Source organism: Shimia sp. CNT1-13L.2, assembly GCF_024331145.1.
GTDB lineage: Bacteria > Pseudomonadota > Alphaproteobacteria > Rhodobacterales > Rhodobacteraceae > Shimia.
The window spans coordinates 23,504-46,961 of record NZ_JANDJO010000005.1 but is presented as its reverse complement, the minus strand read 5'-3'; the positions used below and the strand labels follow the sequence as shown (position 1 = coordinate 46,961).

The 23,458-nt window shown below is 59.0% G+C and carries 25 protein-coding genes and 1 tRNA gene; 13 read left to right on the top strand and 13 right to left on the bottom strand.

Annotated features, from left to right (window positions below):
- Positions 1 to 54 precede the first annotated feature (54 nt).
- Positions 55 to 300: a DUF6525 family protein gene (locus tag NNA36_RS12070; protein ID WP_255107308.1), complete on the top strand. Its 246-nt coding sequence runs from the start codon at positions 55 to 57 to the stop codon at positions 298 to 300.
- Positions 301 to 387: 87 nt separating this feature from the next.
- Here the strand turns inward: NNA36_RS12070 and NNA36_RS12065 are convergent, their stop codons facing one another.
- Positions 388 to 795, bottom strand: coding sequence for a hypothetical protein (locus NNA36_RS12065; protein ID WP_255107307.1), 408 nt, complete (start codon positions 793 to 795; stop codon positions 388 to 390).
- 305 nt (positions 796 to 1,100) lie between these two features.
- Between NNA36_RS12065 and rpsA the strand changes: the two genes are divergently transcribed.
- The 7 genes from rpsA to NNA36_RS12030 all read left to right on the top strand — a co-directional run bounded on the left by rpsA (position 1,101) and on the right by NNA36_RS12030 (position 7,649).
- On the top strand, positions 1,101 to 2,780 hold the full coding sequence (rpsA, locus tag NNA36_RS12060) for a 30S ribosomal protein S1 (RefSeq protein ID WP_255107305.1): 1,680 nt from the start codon (positions 1,101 to 1,103) through the stop codon (positions 2,778 to 2,780).
- 314 nt (positions 2,781 to 3,094) lie between these two features.
- On the top strand, positions 3,095 to 3,376 hold the full coding sequence (ihfB, locus tag NNA36_RS12055) for an integration host factor subunit beta (protein ID WP_255107304.1): 282 nt from the start codon (positions 3,095 to 3,097) through the stop codon (positions 3,374 to 3,376).
- Positions 3,377 to 3,379: 3 nt separating this feature from the next.
- Entirely contained in the window at positions 3,380 to 3,721 is a 342-nt protein-coding gene (locus tag NNA36_RS12050; RefSeq protein WP_255107303.1) for a LapA family protein, read from the top strand.
- Positions 3,722 to 3,802: 81 nt separating this feature from the next.
- Entirely contained in the window at positions 3,803 to 4,471 is a 669-nt protein-coding gene (locus NNA36_RS12045) for a phosphoribosylanthranilate isomerase (RefSeq protein ID WP_255107302.1), read from the top strand.
- 52 nt (positions 4,472 to 4,523) lie between these two features.
- On the top strand, positions 4,524 to 4,814 hold the full coding sequence (locus NNA36_RS12040; protein ID WP_255107301.1) for an N-(5'-phosphoribosyl)anthranilate isomerase: 291 nt from the start codon (positions 4,524 to 4,526) through the stop codon (positions 4,812 to 4,814).
- A gap of 91 nt (positions 4,815 to 4,905) precedes the next feature.
- Positions 4,906 to 6,159 (top strand): tryptophan synthase subunit beta, encoded by a 1,254-nt coding sequence (gene trpB, locus NNA36_RS12035; protein ID WP_255107300.1) that lies wholly within the window; start codon positions 4,906 to 4,908, stop codon positions 6,157 to 6,159.
- A 125-nt stretch (positions 6,160 to 6,284) separates the two neighbouring features.
- A complete protein-coding gene (locus NNA36_RS12030) occupies positions 6,285 to 7,649 on the top strand; it encodes an FAD-dependent oxidoreductase (protein WP_255107299.1) in 1,365 nt (454 codons plus the stop codon).
- Between the two features lie 100 nt (positions 7,650 to 7,749).
- Here NNA36_RS12030 and NNA36_RS12025 read toward each other — a convergent pair whose 3' ends face one another.
- The 11 genes from NNA36_RS12025 to NNA36_RS11975 all read right to left on the bottom strand — a co-directional run bounded on the left by NNA36_RS12025 (position 7,750) and on the right by NNA36_RS11975 (position 17,547).
- Positions 7,750 to 8,316: a hypothetical protein gene (locus NNA36_RS12025; protein ID WP_255107298.1), complete on the bottom strand. Its 567-nt coding sequence runs from the start codon at positions 8,314 to 8,316 to the stop codon at positions 7,750 to 7,752.
- A 142-nt stretch (positions 8,317 to 8,458) separates the two neighbouring features.
- On the bottom strand, positions 8,459 to 8,830 hold the full coding sequence (locus NNA36_RS12020; RefSeq protein WP_255107296.1) for a DUF2237 family protein: 372 nt from the start codon (positions 8,828 to 8,830) through the stop codon (positions 8,459 to 8,461).
- A gap of 60 nt (positions 8,831 to 8,890) precedes the next feature.
- A complete protein-coding gene (locus NNA36_RS12015) occupies positions 8,891 to 10,057 on the bottom strand; it encodes a serine hydrolase (protein WP_255107294.1) in 1,167 nt (388 codons plus the stop codon).
- A gap of 57 nt (positions 10,058 to 10,114) precedes the next feature.
- Complete coding sequence (locus NNA36_RS12010) at positions 10,115 to 11,158, bottom strand: DUF2332 domain-containing protein (protein ID WP_255107293.1); 1,044 nt, start codon at positions 11,156 to 11,158, stop codon at positions 10,115 to 10,117.
- Complete coding sequence (gene pth / locus NNA36_RS12005; protein WP_255107291.1) at positions 11,155 to 11,835, bottom strand: aminoacyl-tRNA hydrolase; 681 nt, start codon at positions 11,833 to 11,835, stop codon at positions 11,155 to 11,157. The genes NNA36_RS12010 and pth overlap by 4 nt, the downstream gene beginning before the upstream one ends.
- A 127-nt stretch (positions 11,836 to 11,962) precedes the next feature.
- Positions 11,963 to 12,595 (bottom strand): 50S ribosomal protein L25/general stress protein Ctc, encoded by a 633-nt coding sequence (locus NNA36_RS12000; RefSeq protein WP_255107289.1) that lies wholly within the window; start codon positions 12,593 to 12,595, stop codon positions 11,963 to 11,965.
- A 114-nt stretch (positions 12,596 to 12,709) separates the two neighbouring features.
- Positions 12,710 to 14,020, bottom strand: a complete 1,311-nt coding sequence (locus NNA36_RS11995; RefSeq protein WP_255107287.1) for a PD-(D/E)XK nuclease family protein — start codon at positions 14,018 to 14,020, stop codon at positions 12,710 to 12,712.
- Positions 14,021 to 14,152: 132 nt separating this feature from the next.
- Positions 14,153 to 15,319, bottom strand: coding sequence for an alpha-hydroxy acid oxidase (locus NNA36_RS11990; RefSeq protein ID WP_255107285.1), 1,167 nt, complete (start codon positions 15,317 to 15,319; stop codon positions 14,153 to 14,155).
- Between the two features lie 130 nt (positions 15,320 to 15,449).
- Positions 15,450 to 16,151, bottom strand: coding sequence for a hypothetical protein (locus NNA36_RS11985; RefSeq protein WP_255107283.1), 702 nt, complete (start codon positions 16,149 to 16,151; stop codon positions 15,450 to 15,452).
- A 5-nt stretch (positions 16,152 to 16,156) separates the two neighbouring features.
- Entirely contained in the window at positions 16,157 to 16,948 is a 792-nt protein-coding gene (trpA, locus tag NNA36_RS11980) for a tryptophan synthase subunit alpha (RefSeq protein ID WP_255107281.1), read from the bottom strand.
- 113 nt (positions 16,949 to 17,061) lie between these two features.
- Positions 17,062 to 17,547, bottom strand: coding sequence for an acyloxyacyl hydrolase (locus NNA36_RS11975; protein WP_255107280.1), 486 nt, complete (start codon positions 17,545 to 17,547; stop codon positions 17,062 to 17,064).
- Positions 17,548 to 17,749: 202 nt separating this feature from the next.
- Here NNA36_RS11975 and ychF point away from each other — a divergent pair, with 202 nt between their 5' ends.
- Positions 17,750 to 18,847 (top strand): redox-regulated ATPase YchF, encoded by a 1,098-nt coding sequence (gene ychF / locus NNA36_RS11970; protein ID WP_255107278.1) that lies wholly within the window; start codon positions 17,750 to 17,752, stop codon positions 18,845 to 18,847.
- Here the strand turns inward: ychF and NNA36_RS11965 are convergent.
- On the bottom strand, positions 18,844 to 19,908 hold the full coding sequence (locus tag NNA36_RS11965) for a GNAT family N-acetyltransferase (protein WP_255107276.1): 1,065 nt from the start codon (positions 19,906 to 19,908) through the stop codon (positions 18,844 to 18,846). The two genes, ychF and NNA36_RS11965, sit on opposite strands and share 4 nt — an antisense overlap.
- Positions 19,909 to 19,946: 38 nt before the next feature.
- On the opposite strand from NNA36_RS11965, the gene NNA36_RS11960 reads away from it, so the two are divergent.
- The 4 genes from NNA36_RS11960 to NNA36_RS11945 all read left to right on the top strand — a co-directional run bounded on the left by NNA36_RS11960 (position 19,947) and on the right by NNA36_RS11945 (position 23,174).
- On the top strand, positions 19,947 to 20,795 hold the full coding sequence (locus NNA36_RS11960; protein ID WP_255107274.1) for a class I SAM-dependent methyltransferase: 849 nt from the start codon (positions 19,947 to 19,949) through the stop codon (positions 20,793 to 20,795).
- 83 nt (positions 20,796 to 20,878) lie between these two features.
- Positions 20,879 to 20,968: transfer RNA gene (locus NNA36_RS11955), tRNA-Ser, on the top strand.
- A 236-nt stretch (positions 20,969 to 21,204) separates the two neighbouring features.
- Positions 21,205 to 21,552: an AlpA family transcriptional regulator gene (locus NNA36_RS11950; protein WP_255107272.1), complete on the top strand. Its 348-nt coding sequence runs from the start codon at positions 21,205 to 21,207 to the stop codon at positions 21,550 to 21,552.
- On the top strand, positions 21,549 to 23,174 hold the full coding sequence (locus tag NNA36_RS11945) for a tyrosine-type recombinase/integrase (protein ID WP_255107270.1): 1,626 nt from the start codon (positions 21,549 to 21,551) through the stop codon (positions 23,172 to 23,174). The genes NNA36_RS11950 and NNA36_RS11945 overlap by 4 nt, the downstream gene beginning before the upstream one ends.
- Positions 23,175 to 23,458: the final 284 nt, after the last annotated feature.

Sequence of the window (23,458 nt, the reverse complement as noted above, 5' to 3'; positions counted from 1 at the left end):
TTTTGATATGTTATTACATATCGAAATAATGAAGGCCGCACCGGAATGCACCCTATGCACCAACGCAATATCTCGACCCGTCTGAAGCGTCGCCGCGCTGGTGATCCGATGCGGGAATTTGATGCCCTGCCGCCGGAATTGCGGCGGTGGCTGGCGGAGGCCTCGTTGCCGTGGTCGCCGCGTTCGGCCCGGCGCATCTGGCGGCAGGGGTTGAAGACTGGCGGTGTCGACGAGGCATTGCGCCGTCTGGAGAGTGCAGAAGTGGCGACCTTGAAACGGGATCGTTTGGCGCAGCTTTAGGCGGTCGGCGCCGGGCTCAAGCCCGCAGGAAAATTATGTCGCGCGGACAATGAGGCGAGTTGCCCATCGTCCGCGCGCCGCGGATCATTACGGGCGGGTGACCGACAGGACGCCTTTCCATCCGGCCTCGTTCAGATCGAAGGGCAGGTCTCGGATGGCGACTTTGCCGTGGGCAACGCCGATCAGGCCTTCGCGCACGACCAGTTCGAGGGCTTGGGTTTCCCCGGTCGGGAAATTGGTCATCTGGGCCGCAGCCGCGGTGCTGACGATACCGGCAAGGTAGGGCAGGCCGGTTTTGGGGCCCATATCGACGGCCTTGACCACGTCTTCGGGCGCAACGGGAACTGTTCCGGTTGCCCCTTGGGGATCGTTAAAAATAAAGGTCAGACGGAAGTTGGCGTCCGCGAGGATGGGATCGTCCTCGGCAAACATCGCGGAAGGCAGGGCGGTCAGGGCCACAAGATTGGCCAGGAAGATGCGTTTGGTGAGTTTCATGCGTAGCAGTCCCATTGTCCGTTCGAGTTTTCCTTCCATAGCGGAGCGCTGGACGCGGGGACTTGTCTTAAATCAAGGGATGGCCTTGCATCATTGCGCGAAACGGTCTAAACGCGCCCTGTCCAGAGACCGTCAAGAGTCGCGGATGTGGTGAGTAGGGCCCGAGGAATTCCTCCGGCCCTTATTGTTTGTTTGTGACACCGCGTCCGAATTCTTGGTCAAACGGCCCGGGACGTAACGAAACCAAGACCGGCGGAGACAACCGCGCGGCCCGCAAAAACGTTAGTAAAGGAACCTGAGACCACATGGCTCAAAACGTATCGATGGAGGAATTCGAAGCCCTCCTTAACGAAAGCTTCGAAATGGACACCCCGAACGAGGGTTCGGTTGTCAAAGGCAAAGTCATCGCTGTTGAAGCAGGCCAAGCCATCATCGACGTAGGCTACAAAATGGAAGGCCGCGTTGATCTGAAAGAATTCGCAAACCCCGGTGAAGCTCCTGAAATCGCTGTTGGCGACGAAGTAGAAGTCTTCCTGCGCGCAGCTGAAAACGCCCGTGGCGAAGCTGTTATCTCGCGCGAGATGGCCCGTCGTGAAGAAGCATGGGACCGCCTGGAAAAAGCATACGCAGACGATGCACGCGTCGAAGGCGCGATCTTCGGCCGCGTCAAAGGCGGCTTCACTGTCGACCTTGGCGGCGCTGTTGCCTTCCTGCCCGGCTCGCAAGTTGACGTACGTCCGGTACGTGACGCTGGCCCGCTGATGGGTCTGAAGCAGCCGTTCCAAATCCTGAAAATGGACCGTCGTCGTGGCAACATCGTTGTTTCGCGTCGCGCCATCCTGGAAGAGTCGCGCGCCGAACAGCGTGCAGAAGTCATCGGCAACCTGTCCGAAGGTCAAGCCGTCGAGGGTGTTGTCAAGAACATCACCGAGTACGGTGCATTCGTTGACCTGGGCGGCGTTGACGGCCTGCTGCACGTCACCGACATGGCATGGCGCCGTGTGAACCACCCGTCGGAGATCCTGTCGATCGGCGAAACCGTCAAGGTTCAGGTCATCAAGATCAACAAAGAAACCCACCGCATCAGCCTGGGCATGAAGCAGCTGCAAGAAGATCCGTGGGATCTGGTTGCTGCCAAGTACCCGCTGGAATCGGTACACACCGGCCGCGTGACCAACATCACCGACTACGGTGCGTTCGTCGAACTGGAGCCTGGTGTCGAAGGCCTGGTCCACGTTTCGGAAATGTCCTGGACCAAGAAGAACGTTCACCCCGGCAAGATCGTTTCGACCTCGCAGGAAGTCGAAGTCATGGTTCTGGAAATCGACGGTGCCAAGCGCCGCGTTTCGCTGGGCCTCAAGCAGACCATGCGCAACCCGTGGGAAGTTTTCGCGGAAACTCACCCGGAAGGCACCGAGGTCGAAGGCGAAGTCAAGAACATCACCGAATTCGGTCTGTTCATCGGCCTCGACAACGACATCGACGGCATGGTTCACCTCAGCGACATCTCGTGGGACGAGCGTGGCGAAGACGCCATCCAGAACTACAAGAAGGGCGACGTTGTCAAAGCCGTTGTTTCGGAAGTTGACGTTGACAAAGAGCGTATCTCGCTCTCGATCAAAGCCCTGGGCGGTGATAAGTTTGCCGAAGCAACCGGCGGCGTGAAGCGTGGCTCGGTCATCACCGTAGAAGTCACCGCGATCGAAGACGGCGGCATCGAGGTCGAGTACGAAGGCATGAAGTCGTTCATCCGTCGTTCGGACCTGTCGCGCGACCGTGCAGAGCAGCGCCCCGAGCGTTTCTCGGAAGGCGACAAGATCGACGTCCGCGTCACCAACGTTGACAGCAAGACCCGTCGTCTTGGCCTGTCGATCAAGGCACGCGAGATCGCCGAAGAGAAAGAGGCCGTGGAACAGTACGGTTCGTCGGACTCGGGTGCATCGCTGGGCGACATCCTGGGTGCAGCACTGAAGACCGGCGACTAATCGTTCGCGTCTTTGCATCCGTGCAAAATTGGAACCCCGCACCATCCGGTGCGGGGTTTTTCGTTTCTCGTTTGGTCGAAACACCCAGACCTTTTTCGTTCCGAATCAATGAGTTCTTTCTGCAGGTGCAGCGCGCATTTGTCGGGCTGGCATGGAGAATGACCGGCGGGGAACTGCCGATCCGTGCAAAAACCTGTCGATTTCGGGCGATTTTACGACTTGCCCCCGTCGTATCTGTTTCCGTTTTGAACGATTGTTCCTATAGTTCCTGTGATGCAAGCGACAAGACGTGCACGCCCAGGGAGAGATAACCGATGATCCGTTCGGAACTGATTCAGAAGATCGCTGATGAGAACCCTCACTTGTACCAGAGGGACGTTGAGCGGATCGTGAATACGATCTTTGAAGAGATCACCAACGCAATGTCGCGTGGCGATCGTGTTGAGCTTCGTGGCTTCGGGGCGTTCTCGGTGAAGAAACGGGATGCCCGCGTGGGCCGCAACCCGCGCACCGGTGAATCGGTTGAAGTCGAAGAGAAACACGTGCCCTTCTTCAAGACGGGCAAACTGCTGCGTGACCGTCTCAACGGACAATAATTCATGCGATACATTCGGTATGCGTTTCTGGCTGCGCTCGCGATCGTTCTGATCTCGGTGGCGATGGCCAATCGTGACTTTGTGACCCTGAGCCTGTTGCCGGCCACGCTGGCGGATCTGATCGGCTTTGGCTATTCGATCACCCTGCCGCTTTACGCGGTGATCTTTGCCAGCATCGCGGTTGGCCTGCTGATCGGCTTCGTCTGGGAATGGCTGCGCGAACACAAGCACCGCGCCGACAAGAGCAAGACCCAGCGTGCCCTGAAACAGACCGAACGCGAAGTGCGCCGCCTGAAAGGGGGCGAGGGCAAGCCGCAGGACGAGGTTCTGGCGATCCTCGAGTAGGGGCCTGGCCTTTGGAGTTTTGGAACAGCGACGGGCGGAGCGTGATTTGCGTTCCGCCTGATGCACGTCTAGAGAACTGTCATGGATATTCGCGTCAAGATCTGCGGGCTGCGTGAGCCCGAACATGTGGAAGCGGTGGCCGAGGCCGGGGCGGCCTATGCCGGCTTTGTCTTTTTCGAAAAATCGCCGCGACATGTGAGTGTTGAGCTGGCGCGTGATCTGGCGCTGGCGGCGCCGGTGGGGCTTGCCAAGGTGGCGCTGACGGTGAATGCCGAGGATGCTTTTCTGGATCGGCTGATCGACACCGTGCCGCTTGATATGTTGCAGCTTCACGGCAAGGAGAGCCCGGCGCGGGTGGCGGAGTTGCGCGCGCGCTATGGTCTGCCGGTGATGAAGGCCGTGGGGATCGCCGAAGAAGCCGATCTGATTGCGCTCAAGGATTACGGCATGGTGGCCGATCAGTTGCTGGTGGATGCCAAGCCGCCGAAAGGGGCCGATCTGCCGGGGGGCAATGGGCTGGCGTTTGACTGGCGTCTGGTGAACCGCAAATACTGGCCCTGCCCGTGGATGCTGGCCGGAGGATTGACGCCGGAAAACGTGGCCGAAGCGGTGCGTATGACCGGCGCGCGACAGGTTGACGTGTCTTCGGGTGTGGAAAGCGCACCGGGTGTGAAGGACGTCGAGAAAATCCGCGCCTTTGTTGCGGCGGCCAAGGGACAGGATGCGGGGGCTGTGCCGATCCTGCGGTGAGCGGCGCCTATTTCTTTACGACATCTTTACCATGATCGGATGGGGTGGCCCCATGGCATCGCTTCCCGATCATCTGACGGCCGAACAGTGGCAGGCCCAGTTCCTTGGCTCGGCCGAGGCGCGTCGGGGTGGTGTGGTCAAGCGGCAGATTCGGGATGTTGAACGGCTGGTTGGGCGCGAGCCTTTGCCCAGGCCGTGGCCCGGCGCGGCTTTCGAGCCTATGAAAACGGCCGCCACTTTGTCGTGTTCTGCAATGACGGCCCCATCCTTCGGGTGCGGCCAAGGGCTTTCGAAAGCCCTTGTGCCCCTTCGGACGGCGGTGGGGCGCGAACGCGGTTTGTAAACCGCGCACGCAAAGCGTTTCGAAACGCTTTGCGCTTGCCCCGACGCGGCCTGCGTTCTAGGTAAAGTGGGCGCAACGGAAGGGCGAGAGTATGGCCGAAGATCTTTTCAACAGCTTCATGAATGGTCCCGATGAGAAGGGCCGTTTTGGTGACTTCGGGGGCCGCTTTGTATCGGAAACCCTGATGCCGCTGATCCTTGATCTGGAAGCCGAGTATGAAAAGGCCAAGACGGATGCAAGTTTCTGGGCCGAGATGGATGATCTGTGGAAGCACTATGTGGGCCGTCCTAGCCCGCTGTACTTCGCAGAGCGCACCACCGAAACCCTGGGTGGCGCGAAAATCTATCTCAAGCGCGACGAGTTGAACCACACCGGCGCGCACAAGATCAACAATGTGCTGGGCCAGATCATTCTCGCACGCCGCATGGGCAAGACCCGCATCATCGCCGAAACCGGCGCGGGCCAGCATGGGGTGGCCACGGCCACCGTCTGTGCCAAGTTCGGCCTGAAGTGCGTGGTCTACATGGGCGCGCATGATGTTCAGCGCCAGGCGCCGAACGTGTTCCGGATGCGCCTTCTGGGCGCCGAAGTGGTGCCTGTGACCTCGGGCCGTGGCACCCTCAAGGACGCGATGAACGATGCGCTGCGCGACTGGGTCACCAACGTGCGTGACACCTTCTACTGCATCGGGACCGTGGCCGGCCCGCACCCCTATCCGGCCATGGTGCGCGACTTCCAGTCGATCATCGGCAAGGAAGTGAAGCAGCAATTGCCCGAGTTCGAAGGTGAAGGCGCGTTGCCCGATACCGTGATCGCGGCGATTGGTGGCGGATCGAATGCGATGGGCCTGTTCTATCCGTTCCTCGACGACACATCGGTGAACATCATTGGTGTCGAAGCCGGTGGTCGTGGCGTGGACGAGAAGATGGAGCACTGTGCGTCGCTGACGGGCGGCCGCCCCGGCGTTCTGCACGGCAACCGCACCTACCTGTTGCAGGACGATGACGGCCAGATCCTCGAAGGCTATTCGATTTCGGCGGGTCTGGATTATCCGGGCATTGGACCGGAGCACAGCTGGCTGCATGACACGGGCCGCGCGCAGTATGTGTCGATCACCGACAAGGAAGCTCTGGAGGCGTTCCAGTTCTCCTGTGCGCAGGAGGGGATCATCCCCGCGCTGGAGCCCTGCCACGCGCTGGCGCATGTGATGAAGATCGCGCCGACCCTGCCCAAGGACCACGTGATCGTGATGAACATGTGTGGCCGGGGCGACAAGGACGTGCAGACCGTGGCGCGTTACCTTGGCTTTGACATGAGCGATACAGAAGGTCGTGCGGCAGACTAAACGTCTTGCCGGATTGGTTTTCGAGGCGTCCCATCGGGGCGCCTTTTTCATGTCGTTGGGTAACTTGAATAGTGGTTCAATTTTTTGATTGACGGATCGTATCTGGCGGCGCAACGCTGGGCGTCATGAAAACGATAACCGAACCCGCCCGCGACATTGATGTGATCCACGAAACCGACGTGCTTGTTGTCGGCTCGGGCCCTGGTGGGCTGTCGGCGGCGCTGGCGGCGGCGCGGGCTGGTGTCGAGGTGACACTGGTCGAGCGGTTTGGTTGTTTCGGGGGGAATATCACCGTGGTGGGTGTCGAGGGGATGCACTGGTATCGCCACGAGCAAACCGTGGAATCCAACGGCATCGCGCGCGAGTTCGAGGAGGCCGCCAAGACGGCCGGCGCGGCGGTGCCGGAGAGCCAGTCGCTCAGCTATGAGATCGACTCGGAAGGGTTCAAGCTGGTGGCGGACCGCATGGTGGAGGAGGCGGGTATTCACGCCATGCTGCACCGGTCGTTCGTGGCGCCGATCATGGAGGGGGATCGGATCACCGGCATCATCACCGAATCCAAGGCCGGGCGCGAGGCGCTCTTGGCCAGGGTCGTGATTGATGCGACGGGGGATGCGGATGTGGCGCATCGGGCCGGAGCACCGACCGAGAAGGCACCGCGGGAAGATCTGATGGCGGCCTCGGTCATGTTCCACGTGGCCGGTGTGGATCGCCAGAAGTTCCTTGAGGGGGTCAAGGCCGATCCGCAGACCTATGCCGACTGGGGTGGTGGTGGCGAGTGGAACATCGAGACCACCGGCAAGGAGGACGAGATGTTCTCACCCTTCCTGCACAAGCCGTTTGCACAGGCCATCGAGGCGGGGATGATCCCGCCGCACCTGAACACGATTGCGGGCACATGGGGTGCAGCGCATGAAACGGGTGAACTGACCTATATGAACCTGATCCACCTCGGGAATTGCGATGGCACCGATCCGGATGACCTGACCCGCAACGAGATCGAGGGGCGGCGGCAGGCGATGCTGGCGATCGAGGCCCTGCGCGCCTTCACTCCGGGCTGTGAAGGTATCCGGCTGCGGAACTTCGGCATGACGCTGGGCATCCGCGATACGCGCAAGGTCGACACCGCCTATCGCATGACCGAGTGGGACGTGCGCGAACAGGGGCGGTTCGAGGACAGTATCGGCATTTTCCCTGAGTTCATAGATGGCTATGGTGTGCTGATCCTGCCGACAACGGGGCGGTATTTCGAAATCCCCTATCGCAACCTTTTGCCCAAGCGTATCAAGGGGTTGCTGGTGTCGGGGCGGGCGACGGGCGGCGAAAAGATCGCCCATGCCGCCACCCGCAACATGGCCTGCTGCGCGGTGATCGGACAGGGCGCAGGCGTTGCGGCAGCGCTGTCGATCAAATCGAACCGCGAGTTGGAAGAGATCGATATCGGATCAATCCAGCGAGAACTGGAGCGCCAGGATTCCCGGGTTCACTGACCGTTCGGAGCGGTGTCTAGGGCCTGCGAAGGGGAATGGCGGCTGTGCGGACGAGGCTGCCGTTTGCTTCATTTGAGCGGATGACAGGATGTCCTGTGTCTCACTTTTTGGTGAACTTTTTTAGAAACAAACGATCGTGAGCTGCAATAGCGTCCGCTTCCGTCTGCGAATCCCACCCAGTGGCGAAAGTTACCTGTTCTCCGGAAATGGTAAAACTATAGGTCAATTGATGCCGTGAACATCGCGTAGACACCCAGTTGAAGTGGACGTCATCCTTGGCCCATCGGTCATCAATCTGGATGCGTTCTGTAAGAATACGTTCAACGCGCCGATTTATGTCTTCCCACGAGTGGTCGAATGCAATGGCGGAGAGTGTCGATTTATAAGCCGAAATTTCAAACTGGTAGGTCTGGCCAGATAATTTCCATGTGACCTGATGGTCGGCAAGCGTCACATCTGCAAAAACGTCACAGCAACCTATACAGCCGCAGTCGCACCGCCCAACAAGCATAAGGCCTACCTTGTCAGGCTTAACAAACTCCAAAAAATCTACTGGATCCAAACCTAAATAGTCAGGGCCGAGAACGTCATCACCATCGATCAGTACCCGAACTTCGTGATCGTTCGAAAACACTGACGATCCAATCTGATATGAAAGCTGATTCAAAGTTTTGTTCCTGCTATCGAAAGAACACATTGCAAATGATTGGTACTAAAGTGGATGTAGCAATCGGTTGCAACATTGAACTCAACGCCACTATTTAGGCGTTTCTGGCCCATGTCTTGTGCTGACAAGGGGCCCCTTCCTGTCACTCCGCCGCGTGCTGTTTGAGGATGCGCAGCGGGACGATGTCGAGGGTGCGTTGGTGGGTGGCGGCGAGGTGGACCTTGGGGGCGCAGCCTTCGTCGTGGGCTTGCAGGAAGCGGGCGGCGCAGAGGCACCATTGGTCGCCCGGGTTCAGGCCGGCAAAGCCATAGTCGGGACGCGGGGTCGAGAGATCGTTGCCGACGTATTTCGAAAAGGCGAGGAATTCGGCGGTCATGATGGCGCAGACAGTGTGGGTGCCCTGATCCTCGTAGCAGGTGTTGCAGTGGCCGTCGCGGAAGAACCCGGTCAACGGATCGCGCGAGCAGGGCTCGAGCGGATCGCCGAGTACGTTGATCGAGGGCTCCATCTGCATCGGTCTGCTCCTGTCGGCAATGGCTGCCAACAGGTTATTGCAAAACGCTTTCAGGTCAACTTATTGCAGGCTGTCCGCGATCTCGCGGAACTGGGCGATGTTGCGGGTGGTCACGCCGCCGGACTTGAACTGGCGATCGGCCGAGTTCACCGCGATCACGATGCCTGCGGGGCGGTTGATATAGATGTACTGGCCATAGACGCCGATGCCGAAGAATTCACCGTCGCGGGCGTCTTTGGGCATCCACCACTGGTAGCCGTATTGCAGTTCGCCGGGTTGCGTTCTGGCGCTTGGCACGGTGCTTTCCGCGACCCACTCGGCGGGGACGACCTGTTGGCCGTTGTAGCTGCCGTTTTGCAGGAACATCTGGCCAAAGCGGGCATAATCGCGGGTGCGGATGTTGAGACCGCCAAGCACAAAGGCCACGTCAACGCCATCGGTGATGTAGTAGGGTGAGACCTCGTAGCCGAGCGGTTGGATGATCTTTTCCGACAGCAGGCTGGCGATGTCGCGACCGGTTGCGCCGCGGATCACCATGCCGATGACATGGGTGTCGATCGAGACATACTGCCATTGGCTGCCGGGGGCGGTGAAGGTTTCGCTCAGGCCTTCGGCAAAGCCGTCCATCGTGCCGCCAAGGGCGATCACGCGGCCCATGCGGTTGATGTCGGAATGGAAGTCGAGATAGTCCTCGTTGAAGGTGACGCCAGAGGACATTTGCAGCACGTCGCGGATGCTGGCGCGGTCATAGGCGCCACCCTTGAGGGAGGGGGCATATTTGGTGACCGGATCGTCGAGGCTGTCGATGTGGCCCTCGGCCATGATCACGCCGAAGAGGGCCGAGAGATAGGATTTGGCAACCGACCACGAGATGCGGCGATCTTCCGGCGTGGTGCCCTTGTAGTAGCTTTCGTGGACCAATTGGCCATCCTTCAGGACGACAAGCGCGGTGACAGAGCGTTCTTTGACCCAGTCTGTGGTAGAGGCTGGCAGGGTTGCGGTCTCGCCTTGGGGCAGGTCGGAAACGGGGCCATCGCCACGGGGCACGTCACGGGTCAGGAAGGCCGCGTTCATGTTCGAGAAATTGGTAACGATCTTGTCTTCCGAGAACAGGGTGTTCACCGCCATCAGGCGGGTGATTTCCTCGCGTTTCCAGACGTAGAGGGCTGTTGCGGTGATGATCAGGACCAGCAGGATGCGGCCCAGCCATTTGCCAAAAGTACGCATGTTTGTCTCCCTTTCGGACATACGACAGGGGCGCGGGGGGCTTTGGCAAGTCTGACGTTAGGGCAGGCGGGGTGGGGCCTGCCAATCGACCCAGCGGCCGTGGAAGTCGATGCGGCCAAGGGCGATGGTGTGATTGCCGGGCCAGAGGCGCAGGGACAGGCCCGCGCCGGGCGTGTCGCCATCCGCCTCCATGCGCAGCCATGCAAGCGGGGTGGTCTCAGTGGCCTTGGCGCCGGCGGCTTCGATCAGCTGTGTGCCGCGTGCCTGTGCCTCGGGCGGGAAATACTGCCAGGCGATGGTGTGATAGATCAGGTGCATCTGGCCGGGCTGGTGGGGCAGGCGGGTTTCGAGCCAGTCGATGGCGTCGGACGGGTCAACTGGCGCGTCCTGAAGGGCGATGGCGGCGCGGGTGCGGGCCATGCGTTCGGCCTGATCCGGCCAGAGGTAGGCCATGAGGCGCAGGGCATCGCCGTTATCGTGGGCGTCAAGCGGGTTCAGATCCACGCCGCGCCGTTCGGTGATGGTGGGTGTGGCAGCGGGCGGCGTCTTGCCTGTCCAGTTGGGGGCGAGCGTCACTGTGGCGCCATCGGGGCCAAGGCGGGTGTCGTTGATATCGAGGGCGAAGTGATCGAACATCAGGTTCAATCCGCCACTTGCACCAAGTTCGGAGAGGCGGATTGGCAGGGCATAGCGATCTGCCAGAAGGGCCGTGCCTGCGATCAAGGCAGCAGCACGGCGGACTTCGTTGGTTTGCGGGGCGTGGTCCACCCAAGCGCACATGAAGGTGTCATGGCGATGCAGGGCCGCATCAACGGCGGACCAGAGCGCCGCGTCATCGGGGGACTGCGGCGGGTAGGTGGCGTCGAGGCCGTCATCCTGACCGGAGAGGCGCAGGGCATGCAGGCCGCCACAGACCCGCAGGGGCAGGGATGCGGCCATGGGGCCGATGTCGCCCTGCCAGTCTGCGAGTTTGCGCGACAGGGCGGTGTCTTCCGGCCAGTGGTCGGCCAGCAGGCGCAGGAGGCGGCCCATGAAGGGACTGTCGAGGTTCTCGCAATGGCCTGCCTGTTCGCGGAAGGCCTGGTGCAGTGTATCGGTCATTTGAACTTGTCCATCAGCTTTTCCAGCGGGCTGCGGGTGTCCTCGGGTTCGGGGGCAGGGGCGGGTTTGGCAGAGGTGTTGGCCTTTGGCTTGCTGGTGGAGGACCGTGGCGGGTTCACGCGCAGGGCCACGGCGTTCATGAACTTGCCGCTGTCACCGGCGGCGAGAGACGGAGCCCCGTCGGACATGCCGCGCAGCAGGTCATCCAGCCACTCCTGATCGGCCTTGGCAAAGTCGCGCAAAACATAGCCCGCCACGGCATCCTTGTGGCCGGGGTGGCCGATGCCGATGCGGATGCGATCATAGTGCGGGCCGATGTGTTGGTGGATCGAGCGCAGGCCGTTGTGGCCGGCGTGGCCGCCCCCGGCCTTGGCGCGGCATTTGCCGGGGGCCAGGTCGAGTTCGTCGTGGAAGACGGTGATGTCGGTGCTGTCGAGCTTGTAAAAGCGCATGGCCTCGCCCACGGACTGGCCGGAGAGGTTCATGAAGGTTTCCGGCTTGAGCAGCACGACCTTTTGCGAGCCGAACTTGCCTTCGGAGACCTGGCCCTGGAACTTCTTACGCCAGGGGGCAAAGCCGTGGTCTTCGGCGATGCGATCCAGCGCCATGAAGCCGATGTTGTGGCGGTTGCCTGCGTATTTGGGGCCGGGGTTGCCCAATCCGACGAAGAGTTTCATGCCGCGTGTCCTGTCTCGTAATGCCCTGATCTATAGGCGGCGACATGCGCGGAATCAATCATTGCCCCTGAAACGAAAAACGCGGCCCCAAAGGAGCCGCGTTTCAATTTCCGAGAGGGAGAGAAGATTACTCTTCTGCTGCTGCCTCTTCGCCTTCTTCGCCTTCAGCTTCGTCTTCTGCCGAACGCAGACCCGACGGGGCCGAGATGTTGGCGATGACGAAGTCGCGGTCGATGGTCGGCTTGGCGCCCGACGGCAGGGTTACGTCCGAGATGTGGACGATGTCGCCGATGTTCAGGCCGGTCAGGTCGACAGTGATGCTTTCCGGGATTTCGCCGGCGGTCACGTTCAGTTCGACTTCGGGGCGAACGATGGTCAGAACGCCACCCTTCTTGATGCCCGGTGCCGCCTCTTCGTTGACGAAGTCAACGTGGATGAAGAGGTTGATTTTCGAGGTGCGGCGCAGGCGCAGCAGGTCGATGTGGGTCGGCAGGTCTTTGACGGTGTCACGCTGCACGTTACGGCAGATGACGCGCACGTCTTCCTGGCCTTCGATCTTCAGGTTGAAGAGAGTCGACAGGAAGCGACCTTCTTTCAGCTTCTTAAGAAGCGAGTTGAAGGGCAGTTGAATTGCTTGCGGTTCTGCGTCGCCACCGTAGACAACACCAGGAACCATACCGTCACGACGTGCTGCGCGAGCGGCGCCCTTGCCTGTCCCCGCGCGGACCTCGGCGTGAAGATCAGGGATCTGTCCAGCCATGATATTTCTCCATATGATTAGGGCGGGGTTCCTCCAAGGCTGTAACCCCGCGTGAAGCCGCTCCCTTACACGGGATTCGTTGAGAAGAAAAGCGCTTTTGAGAAGGTTGGCTGTCTATTGGACGAGTAGCTTTGATCTAAGCAATTTGTCGTATAGCGGAAGCGCCTTTTCCCAGTGCTTGACGAAGTTGCTTTTGATGTCGTGGAGGAACTCGTCTGTTTCCTTGAAATCACTCTCTTTTGGAGCGGCCGCGATTTCGATTCTGGAGAAGTGTTTGTATTGCGGTATCTTATCAATCGGGTTGCGGCGCCCAATTGATATTTTGCCCGTTCCCTTGCCGGCTGCGGTCTCCGAAATCGTTTTGTAGATTGCTTTTCGTTGCTCGGCGTCTCCCGGATGAAGAACCATAGAGCTCCAATACCGCAATGCGTTTCTGTCGCCTGCAATCTCCGGCATGAGTATTGAGACATTTTTGTCTTCAACCTTTTTTGACAGTTCGGGAATAGCCGCCCAGGACGTGACGGAGAAGTGTCCGACCCAGTTGTTATCAAAAACCGGTTCAAGTGTTATATCGGTCCCCTCAAACCCTTTGCCCTTGAGTTTCGCATTCAGGGTTTCAGCCATTTCTGTGCGCGCCGCCTTGAAAGCTGCCACAATTTCGCTGTGTTGATCAGGTCTGTGCTCCATCAGAAGGTTGAGCGCTTCGCCGTGTTCATTCCAGAGTTTTTGAGCGATTTCTGTGAGGGTATTGTCGGGCATAATGTGCCTCCGGAGCATTGCAATATACTGGTTGAGAAGTGGAGTGCCTTTGGCTGTGATGAGACGCGTATTTGCAACAATCTCAAATCGCCTGACCACGTCCTGTAGCGAGAGTTGGCCCCAAGTTTCGCTTTCACTTGGGGCGGTCGCGTCTTTTGGGAGGAATATCAATGCCGTGTGTTTCGTTTTTTCAAAGTGGTCCTTGACCACTTCTGTGTAGCGTTTGAGTTGATTCAGCCCTTCGGCCGCATGAATTTTCTGCTCAATTGCCACGACAATTTCTTGCCCATCTTCGTTGGGGACGCGGATGAGAAGGTCAATGTGATTCCATTCGCGTCTAATTTCCGCGTTGTGCAGCGACATCAAAGAGAGTTCGAGTTTCGAAGGGAGCGTTTCGACCTCGTCAGCGACAAGGTACAGGAACTCTCTGAGCAATTCGTCTCCGAAACCATGGGGCTTGTGAGGGTTTAGACAATAGGCGAGAAAGTTGGAGTGCCGAATTTCCTGATGCACCATGCCGATGGCCTCGAACGGGCAAAACACGTCGGAATAGCTCTTGATGCGTTCGAAATCGTCCGCACCGCTACCTAGTATCAAGTCTTCGATTTTGGCGAGGTTTTCAGGCAAACTGTCTGATGATACAGGGGAATGAGATTGATCTGACATCCTGTGTTCCCATATGCAATTTTGAAAATGTGATTGATTGATAGGACGCAGATCGTTTGCATGCAAGGCGCAAAGAAAAAGGGACGGAGAACCGTCCCTTTCTGAGAGTTTATGAACTCAATTAGAGGAGTATTACTCCTGCCAGTTGCCTTCGAAGCCTTCCGGGATCATCAGGATATCGCGGTCGACGGTGTTGATGTCGGTCTTGCCGCAAAGGGCCATCGAGACGTCGAGTTCGTTGTGGATGAGTTCGAGGGCCTTGGTCACGCCCGCTTCGCCCATTGCGCCGAGGCCATAGGTGAAGGCACGGCCGATGTAGGTGCCCTTGGCGCCCATGGCGACGGCCTTGAGGACGTCCTGACCGGAGCGGATGCCGCTGTCGAGGTGGACTTCGATCTTGTCGCCCACGGCATCCATGATCGCGGGCAGGGCGCGGATCGAGGAGAGAGCACCGTCAAGCTGGCGGCCGCCGTGGTTGGAGACGATGATGGCGTCGGCACCGACGTTCAGGGCTTCAAGCGCGTCGCGCGGATCAATGATGCCCTTGATGATGAGCGGGCCATCCCACATCTTGCGGAACTGGCGGATGCGGTCCCAGTCGAGCGCCTGATCAAAGGCCTTGGAGGTCCAGGTCGAGAGGCTGCCCGGGTCTTTGACGTCCTTGGCGTGGCCGACGATGTTGCCGAAGAAGCGGCGCTTGGTGCCGAGCATTTGGAGGCCCCAGCTCCACTTGGTGGCGAGGTTCGCCATGGATTTGACGGTGAGCTTGGGCGGGGCGGAGAGGCCGTTTTTCAGATCCTTGTGGCGCTGGCCAAGGAGTTGCAGGTCGACGGTGATGACGGCGGCGGAGCATTTGGCATCCTTGGCGCGGTCGAACAGGCGCTGCATGAAGTCGTCGTCATTCAGCGTGTAGACCTGCATCCAGAAGGGCTGGGAGGTGTTTTCCGCCACGTCCTCGATCGAACAGATGGACATGGTCGAGAGGGTGAAGGGGACGCCGAATTTCTCGGCGGCACGGGCGGCCTTGATCTCGCCATCCGCGTTCTGCATGCCAGTGAGGCCAACCGGGGCGAGGGCCACCGGCATTGAGACGTCCTGACCGATCATCTGGGTCTTGGTGCTGCGACCGGTCATGTCGATGGCAACGCGCTGGCGCAGGTAGAGCTGTTCGAAGTCCGAGGTGTTCTCGCGGAAGGTTTGTTCGGTCCAGCTGCCGCTCTCGGCATAGTCAAAGAACATGCGCGGCACACGGCGCTCATAGATGCGCTTCAGGTCGTCAATGCAGGTTATAACGGGCATTTTGGCTCACTTTCCCTCGTATTGGTAAAACTTCTTTACCAATGCGGGGTGTTTTGCGCAAGTGCGGCATGCGGCTGCACGTCAAGAACGGTGGAAACCGTTTGAAGCAAAACAGAAGTTTCGGGGGTGTTCAGCGCGATTCAGCGTCGAGGTAGGCGATGCTGAGCGCGGTTGCGGCAAGCATGGCGGGCAGGATCGTGAGAATCGTTGCGGCTGTGCGGTAGGCCAGTTTGGGTAGAAAGCCGCTTTCCGCGCTGATGCCGGAGGCGAAGGCCATTTGAAGCACGAAACCGAGCGCGGCAATGGCGATTGGTCCGATCAGAAGGTTGATTGCTGTCTTGCCAAGTGTGGCGCGGCCCCGCTTGAGGGCGGCCTGAAGCGAGGTGTTGGCACGTTCCGCGCTTGCGGGGAGGACGGTGCCGATCAGGGACAAGAGAACGACGAAGAGCGGGATGCCAAAGAGCGGGGCCAAGAGATTGGAGGCGCCGCCGGTTTCGCTATCTCCTGCGGCTATGACGCCCAGTTGACCCAAGAGCACGAAGCAGAGGGAGAGCACCAGTGTCAGGATCACGAACAGGGCCAGAAAGCGCAGGCAATAGCCGAAGATCGGGACCTTGTCACCGTTCTTGCCTGTTGTGCTGAGCGGATCGGCCCAACCGTAGTGTTCCTGAAGCTGGATCATGCGGTGGGTGTAGAGCATTGTCAGGCCAGCAAAGACCAGGGTGACGATACCGACGGCCTGCATCATGGATTCCAGCATGACCACCACCACCGTCACCACAACATAGAACGCGATGTTGTGCTTGAGGGTGGTGAAGGCGCGTGCGTACATCCGGATCAGGCGCGGTGTGCGCCGTCTGCCAGAGATTTCACGAAGGACAGAACTTCGGCAACCGGTTTGCCCGCGCCGATCTGGCTGACGATGGCGGAACCGACAACGGCGCCATCGGCCACCGAGGCGATGGCCTCGGATTTCTCGGGCGTGTTGATGCCAAAGCCGACGATGACGGGCAGGTCGGTCGATGCCTTGATGCGGGCGACTTCGGGGCCAACGTTGGTGGCTTCAGCCTCGGCGGCACCCGTGATGCCGGTGATCGAGACGTAGTAGACAAAGCCGGAGGTGTTCTGAAGCACCTTGGGCAGGCGTTTGTCATCCGTGGTGGGCGTGGCGAGGCGAATGAAGTTCATGCCAGCGGCCTGTGCCGGAATGCAGAGTTCCTCGTCTTCTTCGGGCGGCAGATCGACGACAATAAGGCCGTCAATGCCTGCGGCCTTGGCGTCTTCGAGGAACTTGTCCACGCCGCGGCTGTAGATCGGGTTGTAGTAGCCCATCAGCACGATCGGGGTGGTGTCGTCCTCTTTGCGGAACTCGGCCGCAAGATCGAGCGTGCGCTGGAGGGTCATGCCGCCGTCAAGCGCGCGCTGACCCGCGAGCTGAATTGTCGGGCCATCGGCCATCGGATCGGTGAAGGGCAGACCCAGTTCGATGACGTCAACACCTGCGTCGGGCAGGCCTTTGACGATCTCCAGAGAGGTGTCGTAGTCCGGATCGCCCGCCATGACATAGGCGACAAAGGCCTTTTTTCCGGCTGCGTTGAGTTCAGCGAATTTGGCGTCAATGCGAGTCATCGGGGCGTCCTTGTACTATCCGTGCACCGATGTGCCGCAAAAGCAGTGGGGAAATCAATGCCCGAGCAGAGGAAACCTTTGAGAAGGTGACTGATCGGGCAGGGAGAAGGGCCTTAGAACTGTTTATGCCAGCGCAATGTCCAGGTGTTCATGCCCGGGTTCGTGTTGCCCAAACTGGCGTTTGATGTGTGCGCGAAGGCAAGCGACAGCTTGGTGCCATTCTCGAAACGGTACCCAAAACCGACCTGGGTGCGGAACTCGAGGGTTTGGCCCAGATCGTTTGCCGGCGAGTCTTCGAAGTAGGCGCCGGGCATGAAGCTTGCCTGGGCGAACCAGTTGTTTTGGAAGTTGTATTCCGCAAAGGCACCGCCACCAATAAAGATATCTCCTGCCTTGTGGGCGGACAGAACCGCGCCAAGACCCATATCCAGAGAACCGCGGGTCCACATGGGCGCGGTATGATACTCGATGTCGATGACTGCGCCACTCTCAGCGCCCGCTGCGGAGAAGTCGGAGACACCTGCTCCGATAATGAATTCCTGTGCCGAAACGGTGCTTGCGGCAGAAATCGCGAGGGCTGCTAGCCAGGGTGCCTTCATGGGACGACTCCGTTGAAAAAACATCCGAAGAGGATAGTGGGTGGCCCCGGGAATTTAAACAGTTGGGTACACGTATGGGTTTCACCTTTGCTTGATCGTCGGAAAAAGTGTCTTGCCGGCAACATTATGGTTTCAAGCGTGTTCTTGCGCAGTTGGCATTTGTTGCCTAGAAGCGGCAACCGAATGGCATCAGGAGGCCGCTATGGGCTTTAAAATGGGTATTGTGGGTCTTCCGAATGTCGGCAAGTCCACCTTGTTCAACGCATTGACGAAAACCGCTGCGGCGCAGGCGGCTAACTTTCCGTTCTGCACCATCGAGCCGAACGTGGGCGACGTGGGCGTTCCCGACGCGCGTCTGGATACGCTGGCCGAGATTGCACAGTCCAAGCAGATCATTCCGACGCGCATGACGTTTGTCGATATTGCGGGTCTGGTGAAGGGCGCGTCCAAGGGTGAAGGTCTGGGCAACCAGTTCCTTGCCAACATTCGCGAAACCGACGCCATTGCCCACGTGCTGCGCTGTTTCGAAGACGGCGACGTGACCCACGTTGATGGCCGTGTCGATCCGGTGGCAGATGCCGAGACCATCGAAACCGAGCTGATGCTGGCCGATCTGGAAAGCATCGAAAAGCGCCGCGCCAACCTGGTGCGCAAGCTCAAGGGCAACGACAAGGAAGCGCAACAGCAGGATCGTCTGCTGGCGGCGGCACAGGCGATGCTGGAAGACGGCAAGCCCGCGCGTCTTGTCGAGGTTGATGCGGAAGATGCAAAGGCCTGGAAGATGCTGCAGCTTCTGAGCACCAAGCCGGTGCTCTACGTTTGCAACGTCGGCGAATCTGAAGCGGCGGAAGGCAACGACCATTCCGCGAAAGTGGCCGAAATGGCGGCAGCGCAGGGCAACAGCCACGTGATCATCTCGGCGCAGATCGAGGAAGAGATCAGCCAGCTGGACGATGAGGAAGCCGAAATGTTCCTCTCTGAGATGGGGCTGGAAGAGGCCGGTCTGGATCGTCTGATCAAGGCGGGTTACGAGTTGCTGCACCTTGAAACCTATTTCACCGTCGGCCCGAAAGAAGCCCGCGCCTGGACCATCAGGCAGGGCACGCTTGCCCCGCAGGCGGCAGGTGTCATTCACGGTGACTTCGAGAAAGGCTTTATCCGGGCCGAGACCATCGCCTATGACGACTATGTTGCCTGCAACGGTGAACAGGGGGCCAAAGAAGCCGGGAAAATGCGTGCGGAAGGCAAGTCGTATCTCGTGAAAGACGGCGACGTCATGCACTTCCTGTTCAACACCTAAGTCGACTTGCGCTGTTCGAGATAGGCTTCGACAGCGAATTCGCATTTTTTGTAGAACGTGTAGACCTGCCCCGCCATCGTGCGGGGCAGCACGATTTCGTGGATCGGCAAACGATCTGCGCCGAAGCTGTCCTTGTAGGGCTCGTCCCCGACCGTGAAATCATAGACCGGCAGGCCGCGGTCACGGGTCCAGCGCATCATGTCGAGCATCAACAAACGTGCAGGCGCGTTGACCTTGTGGGGGCCATCTTGGAAGGCGGTGACGATCTGGCAGTAGCGGTCATGATCGAGCAGCCCAAATTGCATAGCAATGGGGTGGCCATCAAGGGACAGGCCCGAGACAACTGCCGTGTCGGGGTGTCGTGTCGCAAGGTCGAGGTAGAGATCGCGGTGCGCCGGTTGCAGAAGCGGGTCATCCTTGCCCATCGCCGTGAAACGGGCAATGCGCCAGTCGACAAGCTGTTGGTAGTGAGCGGGCACGTCCGGAGGTGTGGCAACAAAGAAGGCGAGATCGCCCTGCGCTTCGAGCTTGCGGCGGCGGCGGCGCAGGTCGCTGCGCAGCTTGGAGGTTGGCAGGAGGTCAATAGGATCGGCGGTAGTGAGCCGGACCGGATGCGCGTGGGTGTGCGCCCGTTGCAGCCCGCCAAGTTCTTCGGGAGACACCGGTTTTTCCGGCATCTGGCGCATATGGAGCACGTCGTGGCGGGGCAGGGCCGCGCACAGAGCGGGCCAGTGTTCGACAAAGCGTGTGGCGTCAGACGGCGCGCGCAGGAGCGGCCCGGCATAGTCGCATTCCCCGATGCCCGGATGGCGCAGAACCCGAAGGCCATTTTCGCGCGTGGACAGCACGTGAAACCCCGCGAAGTCCTGACCCTCCGACGACATGAAGGCAAACAGCATGTTCTGCCTGTCGGTGTCGTGTTTGCGGGCCTGCTCAAGCACCGTTTCGACAAACACCGGCGACTGGAACACCGTTGCCGTCCCCGCCGACCAGAGGGCGCGCCAGCGGGCTGTGGCTTCGTCCCCTGACGGGAGCACGGAAATGGTGGTGGCAGATGCCATGGTGCGGTGCCCCTGTCCGGGTTGACTGTGGGTCGATAATGGTTGGAAATGACGGCGATGACCAGACGGCAATCCTGCCGCTGGACCAAGCGGGGAGCGCCATGCCGGTCAACATGAATTCGGTTAACCTCAGGGCGTTTGACAGCGTTGAGAACGGACGTGCCAACCGGGCGAAAGCCGGGCTTTTCCCGGCCGAGGTGGAGGCCTTGCAGGCGGTGCCTGACGCCGTGAGGTGCGGGCGGGTTCTTGAGCTTGGCGTGGGGACAGGGCGGCTTGTGTCCACGCTGGCCGATCCGGCGGAGACGTATCTTGGCGTTGACTATGCCGCGCAGGCCATTCAGGAAGCGCAGCGCGCCTTTCCCGATGTCACCTTCCGTAGGATGGATGCACGCGACATGCCTGATTTGGCAGTGGATGCCTTTGATTTCGCTGTGTTTTCCTACAACGGTCTGGACTATGTTGATCACGAGGGGCGGTGCCAGGCCCTGGCGGAAATCGCCCGCGTGCTGCGCCCCGGAGGGTATTTCCTTTTCAGCTTCCACAATCGGGATTTTCGCGATCTGGATCGCACGTTGGAGCCGCGGCAGATACCGCTATGGGAACGCGTGTTATTCTTCTGGCTGGCCGGGGCGCGGCGACGTCGGGATGCCCTGCGTGACGAGTTGGCCAAGGGCTGTCGGGCCACCAGCGACTACGCGATCCTGAACGACAGCGGCATGAACTATGCGCTTTTGACCTACTACTCCGACCTTGCCGCCCAGACCGCCCTTTTGGCCCGCATGGGCCTTGGGGTCGAGGCGGCCTATGCCATCGACGGGCGCAGGATTGATCCGGGTGAGGTTTTCGAGGACGACTACATGGTGCATGTCCTGTGTCGAAAATCATGAGATGTCAGTGCGATCCATGCTTCTTGCAGAATTCGGCGAATTTCCTCTTGTCACCGATTGGCCCTCAAGATAGACGGGTCGACGGAGACGTGGCCGAGTGGTCGAAGGCGCTCCCCTGCTAAGGGAGTATACCGGAAACGGTATCGAGGGTTCGAATCCCTTCGTCTCCGCCATAAAGATCTTTAATGCATTGTATTTTAAAGATTATTATTGCGTCTAGTTTTTTAGCCCCACATCTAGCCCCACATTTTCGTAACGGTAAAACTCTAACATTGACTTGAGGCCGATCGGTTGGTTCATTTGCTACCGATCTGTAACGATCAGTCACGCAGGGCGCTAGAGCTCTGTTCCATACGTTTCGAGATGCAAGAGGTGTCATGAAACCCCAATCAAGTTGAGGGTTTTTGGCATGGCCAATGCATCAAAAAATTCAAAACAGCGAGATCTTTTCGAGGCACATGAACAAGGCGTGCCCGGCGCAAGTGAGACGACCAGGCCCAAAGCAACTGTAGGGACGCCTGTCGCTCAGGAGAGGGTGAGCACTTCGAAGCTGTTGGAGCCGAGTGAGCATCCGGCTGAGCAGGAACGCTTCTTGTCCGATGTTGCTGTTGCGAAGCGGTTTTCCGTGTCCAGACAAACCGTTTGGCGCTGGGCGAAGCAGGGTAGTGCCTTTCCCAAGCCCGTACAGCTCTCTCCTGGAACGAGCCGCTGGCGTCTTTCGGATTTGGTTGACTATGAGAGTGGTCTTTCGAAATGAGCCGCTCTTATCGCAACGTTCGCCCCAAGAAGCACTGGGTCTATTCCGTTGATCAGGTTCAGGAGTTGTATTCCGTTCATCGAAACACGATCACGAACTGGGTGAGGTCGGGTTTACGCGCGACCGGTGGAACCGGGCCGCAACTGTTTCGTGGCGCTGAACTCGCGAGGTTTCATGTCGAGCGATTGGAGCGGACGCATAAGCAACTCAGGCCGGGCGAATTCAAGTGTGTTAAGTGCAAGGCTGCAGTCTTCCCAGAGATCGGGAAAGTAACCATTGATAAAACGAGTGACGCAAAATGGATGGCCCGTTCGGTTTGTCCTGACTGTTCCGGCATCATGTTAAAGTTACTGGGTGAGACAGAACACGACTTCATCCTGAGTCACAAGAAACACAACACCAGCTTGGTTCCAAGAGACGAAACTGAAACAAGGATTCCGGCTGGTGTTGTGAAAATTGACGGTGGTGATGTCTCGAACTGGTGTTCGCTCAACGATCGTATTCTGTTTGAGTGGTTGAAGTACGCCACCAAGTACGACGGGAAATCCACTGACGCGCATCTCAGAGCCATCCGTGAATTTGAGGCGCTGTTGCAGGGCAAGTGCTTTGGCAAATTAAAGTCAGATGACGCCGTTTGCTACAAACAGCACCTGATTGAACGGCTTGCTTTGCCAAGAGCACAGGGCGGCCTGAGCAAGTCGTCCGTCAGCCATCGTTTGGCGTCCTTGAGGGAGTTCGTAAAATGGTTGAAGGATCAGCAGGGCTATCGTCGCATCAATGCCAGCCTACCTGGGTATTTTGCAGTGCCACGCAAGGTATCTGCGCCCGTCTCAAAAACAACTGACAAGCTCTTTCCTACCATCGATGAAGCGTGGAACATGGTAGAAGCCATGCCATCCCATCAGCTTATTCAACGACGCGACCGCGCAATTGTTGCATTGGCGTTCACCGCGGGCCTTCGTGCGAATGCCCTGATTTCTTTGCGGCGGAAACACGTGGACGAGCAAAGTCGGACAGTCTTCCAAGATGCCAGAGAGGTGCGTGCAAAAAACGGCAAAAGCTATACAGCCAAGTGGTTCCCGCGCACGGACCGTTTTGAGGGCATTGTCAGGTCTTGGTTGCTGGAACTAGATAGAATTGGTTTTGGCCCTGAAGATGCGTTGTTTCCCTCCAAGGATGATCTTGCTCGACCAAGCCCGAAGGACGGGGCTGATCACGTGCCGGTTGTGCCGATGGCGACGAGTGATGCGGTTGCGCGTGCATTTTCTGAAGCCAGCAAACTTGTCGGTAAGAGCTATACTCCGCACAGCGCCCGCCACTGTTTGAAGGCGCTGGGCGACAAGATGTGTCGGACCCTGGAGGAGCGAAAGGCTTGGTCCAAGAATCTTGGCCATTCTTCGGAGAAAGTGACGGAAACCTACTACGCAAAGATGACTGAAAGTCAGAGTGCTGAGTTGATCGATCGCATGCGGTCCGAGCAGAAATGGTCGGATGAGGAGAAGGAGTTGATGCTGGATTATCTTCAGCATTTGCTCACGCGTGGGACACCTGAGTTCGAAAGAGCAAGGACGCTCGTCGAGGCGCGCGCCAGGTTGGTCGAGGAGGGCAAGGTCTTGGAGTAGTTATGCCAGACGAAAGCTGGCCAACCTTGCAGCCAAACCATGGAGGCTGGCTGGGGCCGAGCTCTAGGCGGGTAGAATGTGGTTCAGTCGATGGGTTTGCTTGGCGGATTTTCCCTCGCTTGCGCGGATTGGCTGAGGCACTCGGTATTTTGGAGATAACCATAGGAGAACGCGATGCCGCCGGTATGCTAGGTAAGCGAGTGCGCAGCTAGGTCTTTAGTGAGCTCATTGCTTGATCGCTCCCGAATCCACCAAGTCGCACCTCGCATGAACTCCAGCTTACT

Bases quoted from the DNA above. Each gene is read 5' to 3' on its own strand.
- NNA36_RS12070 (WP_255107308.1), top strand. From the start codon at position 55: ATGCACCAACGCAATATCTCGACCCGTCTGAAGCGTCGCCGCGCTGGT.
- NNA36_RS12065 (WP_255107307.1), bottom strand. From the start codon at position 795: ATGAAACTCACCAAACGCATCTTCCTGGCCAATCTTGTGGCCCTGACC.
- rpsA (WP_255107305.1), top strand. From the start codon at position 1,101: ATGGCTCAAAACGTATCGATGGAGGAATTCGAAGCCCTCCTTAACGAA.
- ihfB (WP_255107304.1), top strand. From the start codon at position 3,095: ATGATCCGTTCGGAACTGATTCAGAAGATCGCTGATGAGAACCCTCAC.
- NNA36_RS12050 (WP_255107303.1), top strand. From the start codon at position 3,380: ATGCGATACATTCGGTATGCGTTTCTGGCTGCGCTCGCGATCGTTCTG.
- NNA36_RS12045 (WP_255107302.1), top strand. From the start codon at position 3,803: ATGGATATTCGCGTCAAGATCTGCGGGCTGCGTGAGCCCGAACATGTG.
- NNA36_RS12040 (WP_255107301.1), top strand. From the start codon at position 4,524: ATGGCATCGCTTCCCGATCATCTGACGGCCGAACAGTGGCAGGCCCAG.
- trpB (WP_255107300.1), top strand. From the start codon at position 4,906: ATGGCCGAAGATCTTTTCAACAGCTTCATGAATGGTCCCGATGAGAAG.
- NNA36_RS12030 (WP_255107299.1), top strand. From the start codon at position 6,285: ATGAAAACGATAACCGAACCCGCCCGCGACATTGATGTGATCCACGAA.
- NNA36_RS12020 (WP_255107296.1), bottom strand. From the start codon at position 8,830: ATGCAGATGGAGCCCTCGATCAACGTACTCGGCGATCCGCTCGAGCCC.
- NNA36_RS12015 (WP_255107294.1), bottom strand. From the start codon at position 10,057: ATGCGTACTTTTGGCAAATGGCTGGGCCGCATCCTGCTGGTCCTGATC.
- NNA36_RS12010 (WP_255107293.1), bottom strand. From the start codon at position 11,158: ATGACCGATACACTGCACCAGGCCTTCCGCGAACAGGCAGGCCATTGC.
- pth (WP_255107291.1), bottom strand. From the start codon at position 11,835: ATGAAACTCTTCGTCGGATTGGGCAACCCCGGCCCCAAATACGCAGGC.
- NNA36_RS12000 (WP_255107289.1), bottom strand. From the start codon at position 12,595: ATGGCTGGACAGATCCCTGATCTTCACGCCGAGGTCCGCGCGGGGACA.
- NNA36_RS11995 (WP_255107287.1), bottom strand. From the start codon at position 14,020: ATGTCAGATCAATCTCATTCCCCTGTATCATCAGACAGTTTGCCTGAA.
- NNA36_RS11990 (WP_255107285.1), bottom strand. From the start codon at position 15,319: ATGCCCGTTATAACCTGCATTGACGACCTGAAGCGCATCTATGAGCGC.
- NNA36_RS11985 (WP_255107283.1), bottom strand. From the start codon at position 16,151: ATGTACGCACGCGCCTTCACCACCCTCAAGCACAACATCGCGTTCTAT.
- trpA (WP_255107281.1), bottom strand. From the start codon at position 16,948: ATGACTCGCATTGACGCCAAATTCGCTGAACTCAACGCAGCCGGAAAA.
- NNA36_RS11975 (WP_255107280.1), bottom strand. From the start codon at position 17,547: ATGAAGGCACCCTGGCTAGCAGCCCTCGCGATTTCTGCCGCAAGCACC.
- ychF (WP_255107278.1), top strand. From the start codon at position 17,750: ATGGGCTTTAAAATGGGTATTGTGGGTCTTCCGAATGTCGGCAAGTCC.
- NNA36_RS11965 (WP_255107276.1), bottom strand. From the start codon at position 19,908: ATGGCATCTGCCACCACCATTTCCGTGCTCCCGTCAGGGGACGAAGCC.
- NNA36_RS11960 (WP_255107274.1), top strand. From the start codon at position 19,947: ATGGTTGGAAATGACGGCGATGACCAGACGGCAATCCTGCCGCTGGAC.
- NNA36_RS11950 (WP_255107272.1), top strand. From the start codon at position 21,205: ATGGCCAATGCATCAAAAAATTCAAAACAGCGAGATCTTTTCGAGGCA.
- NNA36_RS11945 (WP_255107270.1), top strand. From the start codon at position 21,549: ATGAGCCGCTCTTATCGCAACGTTCGCCCCAAGAAGCACTGGGTCTAT.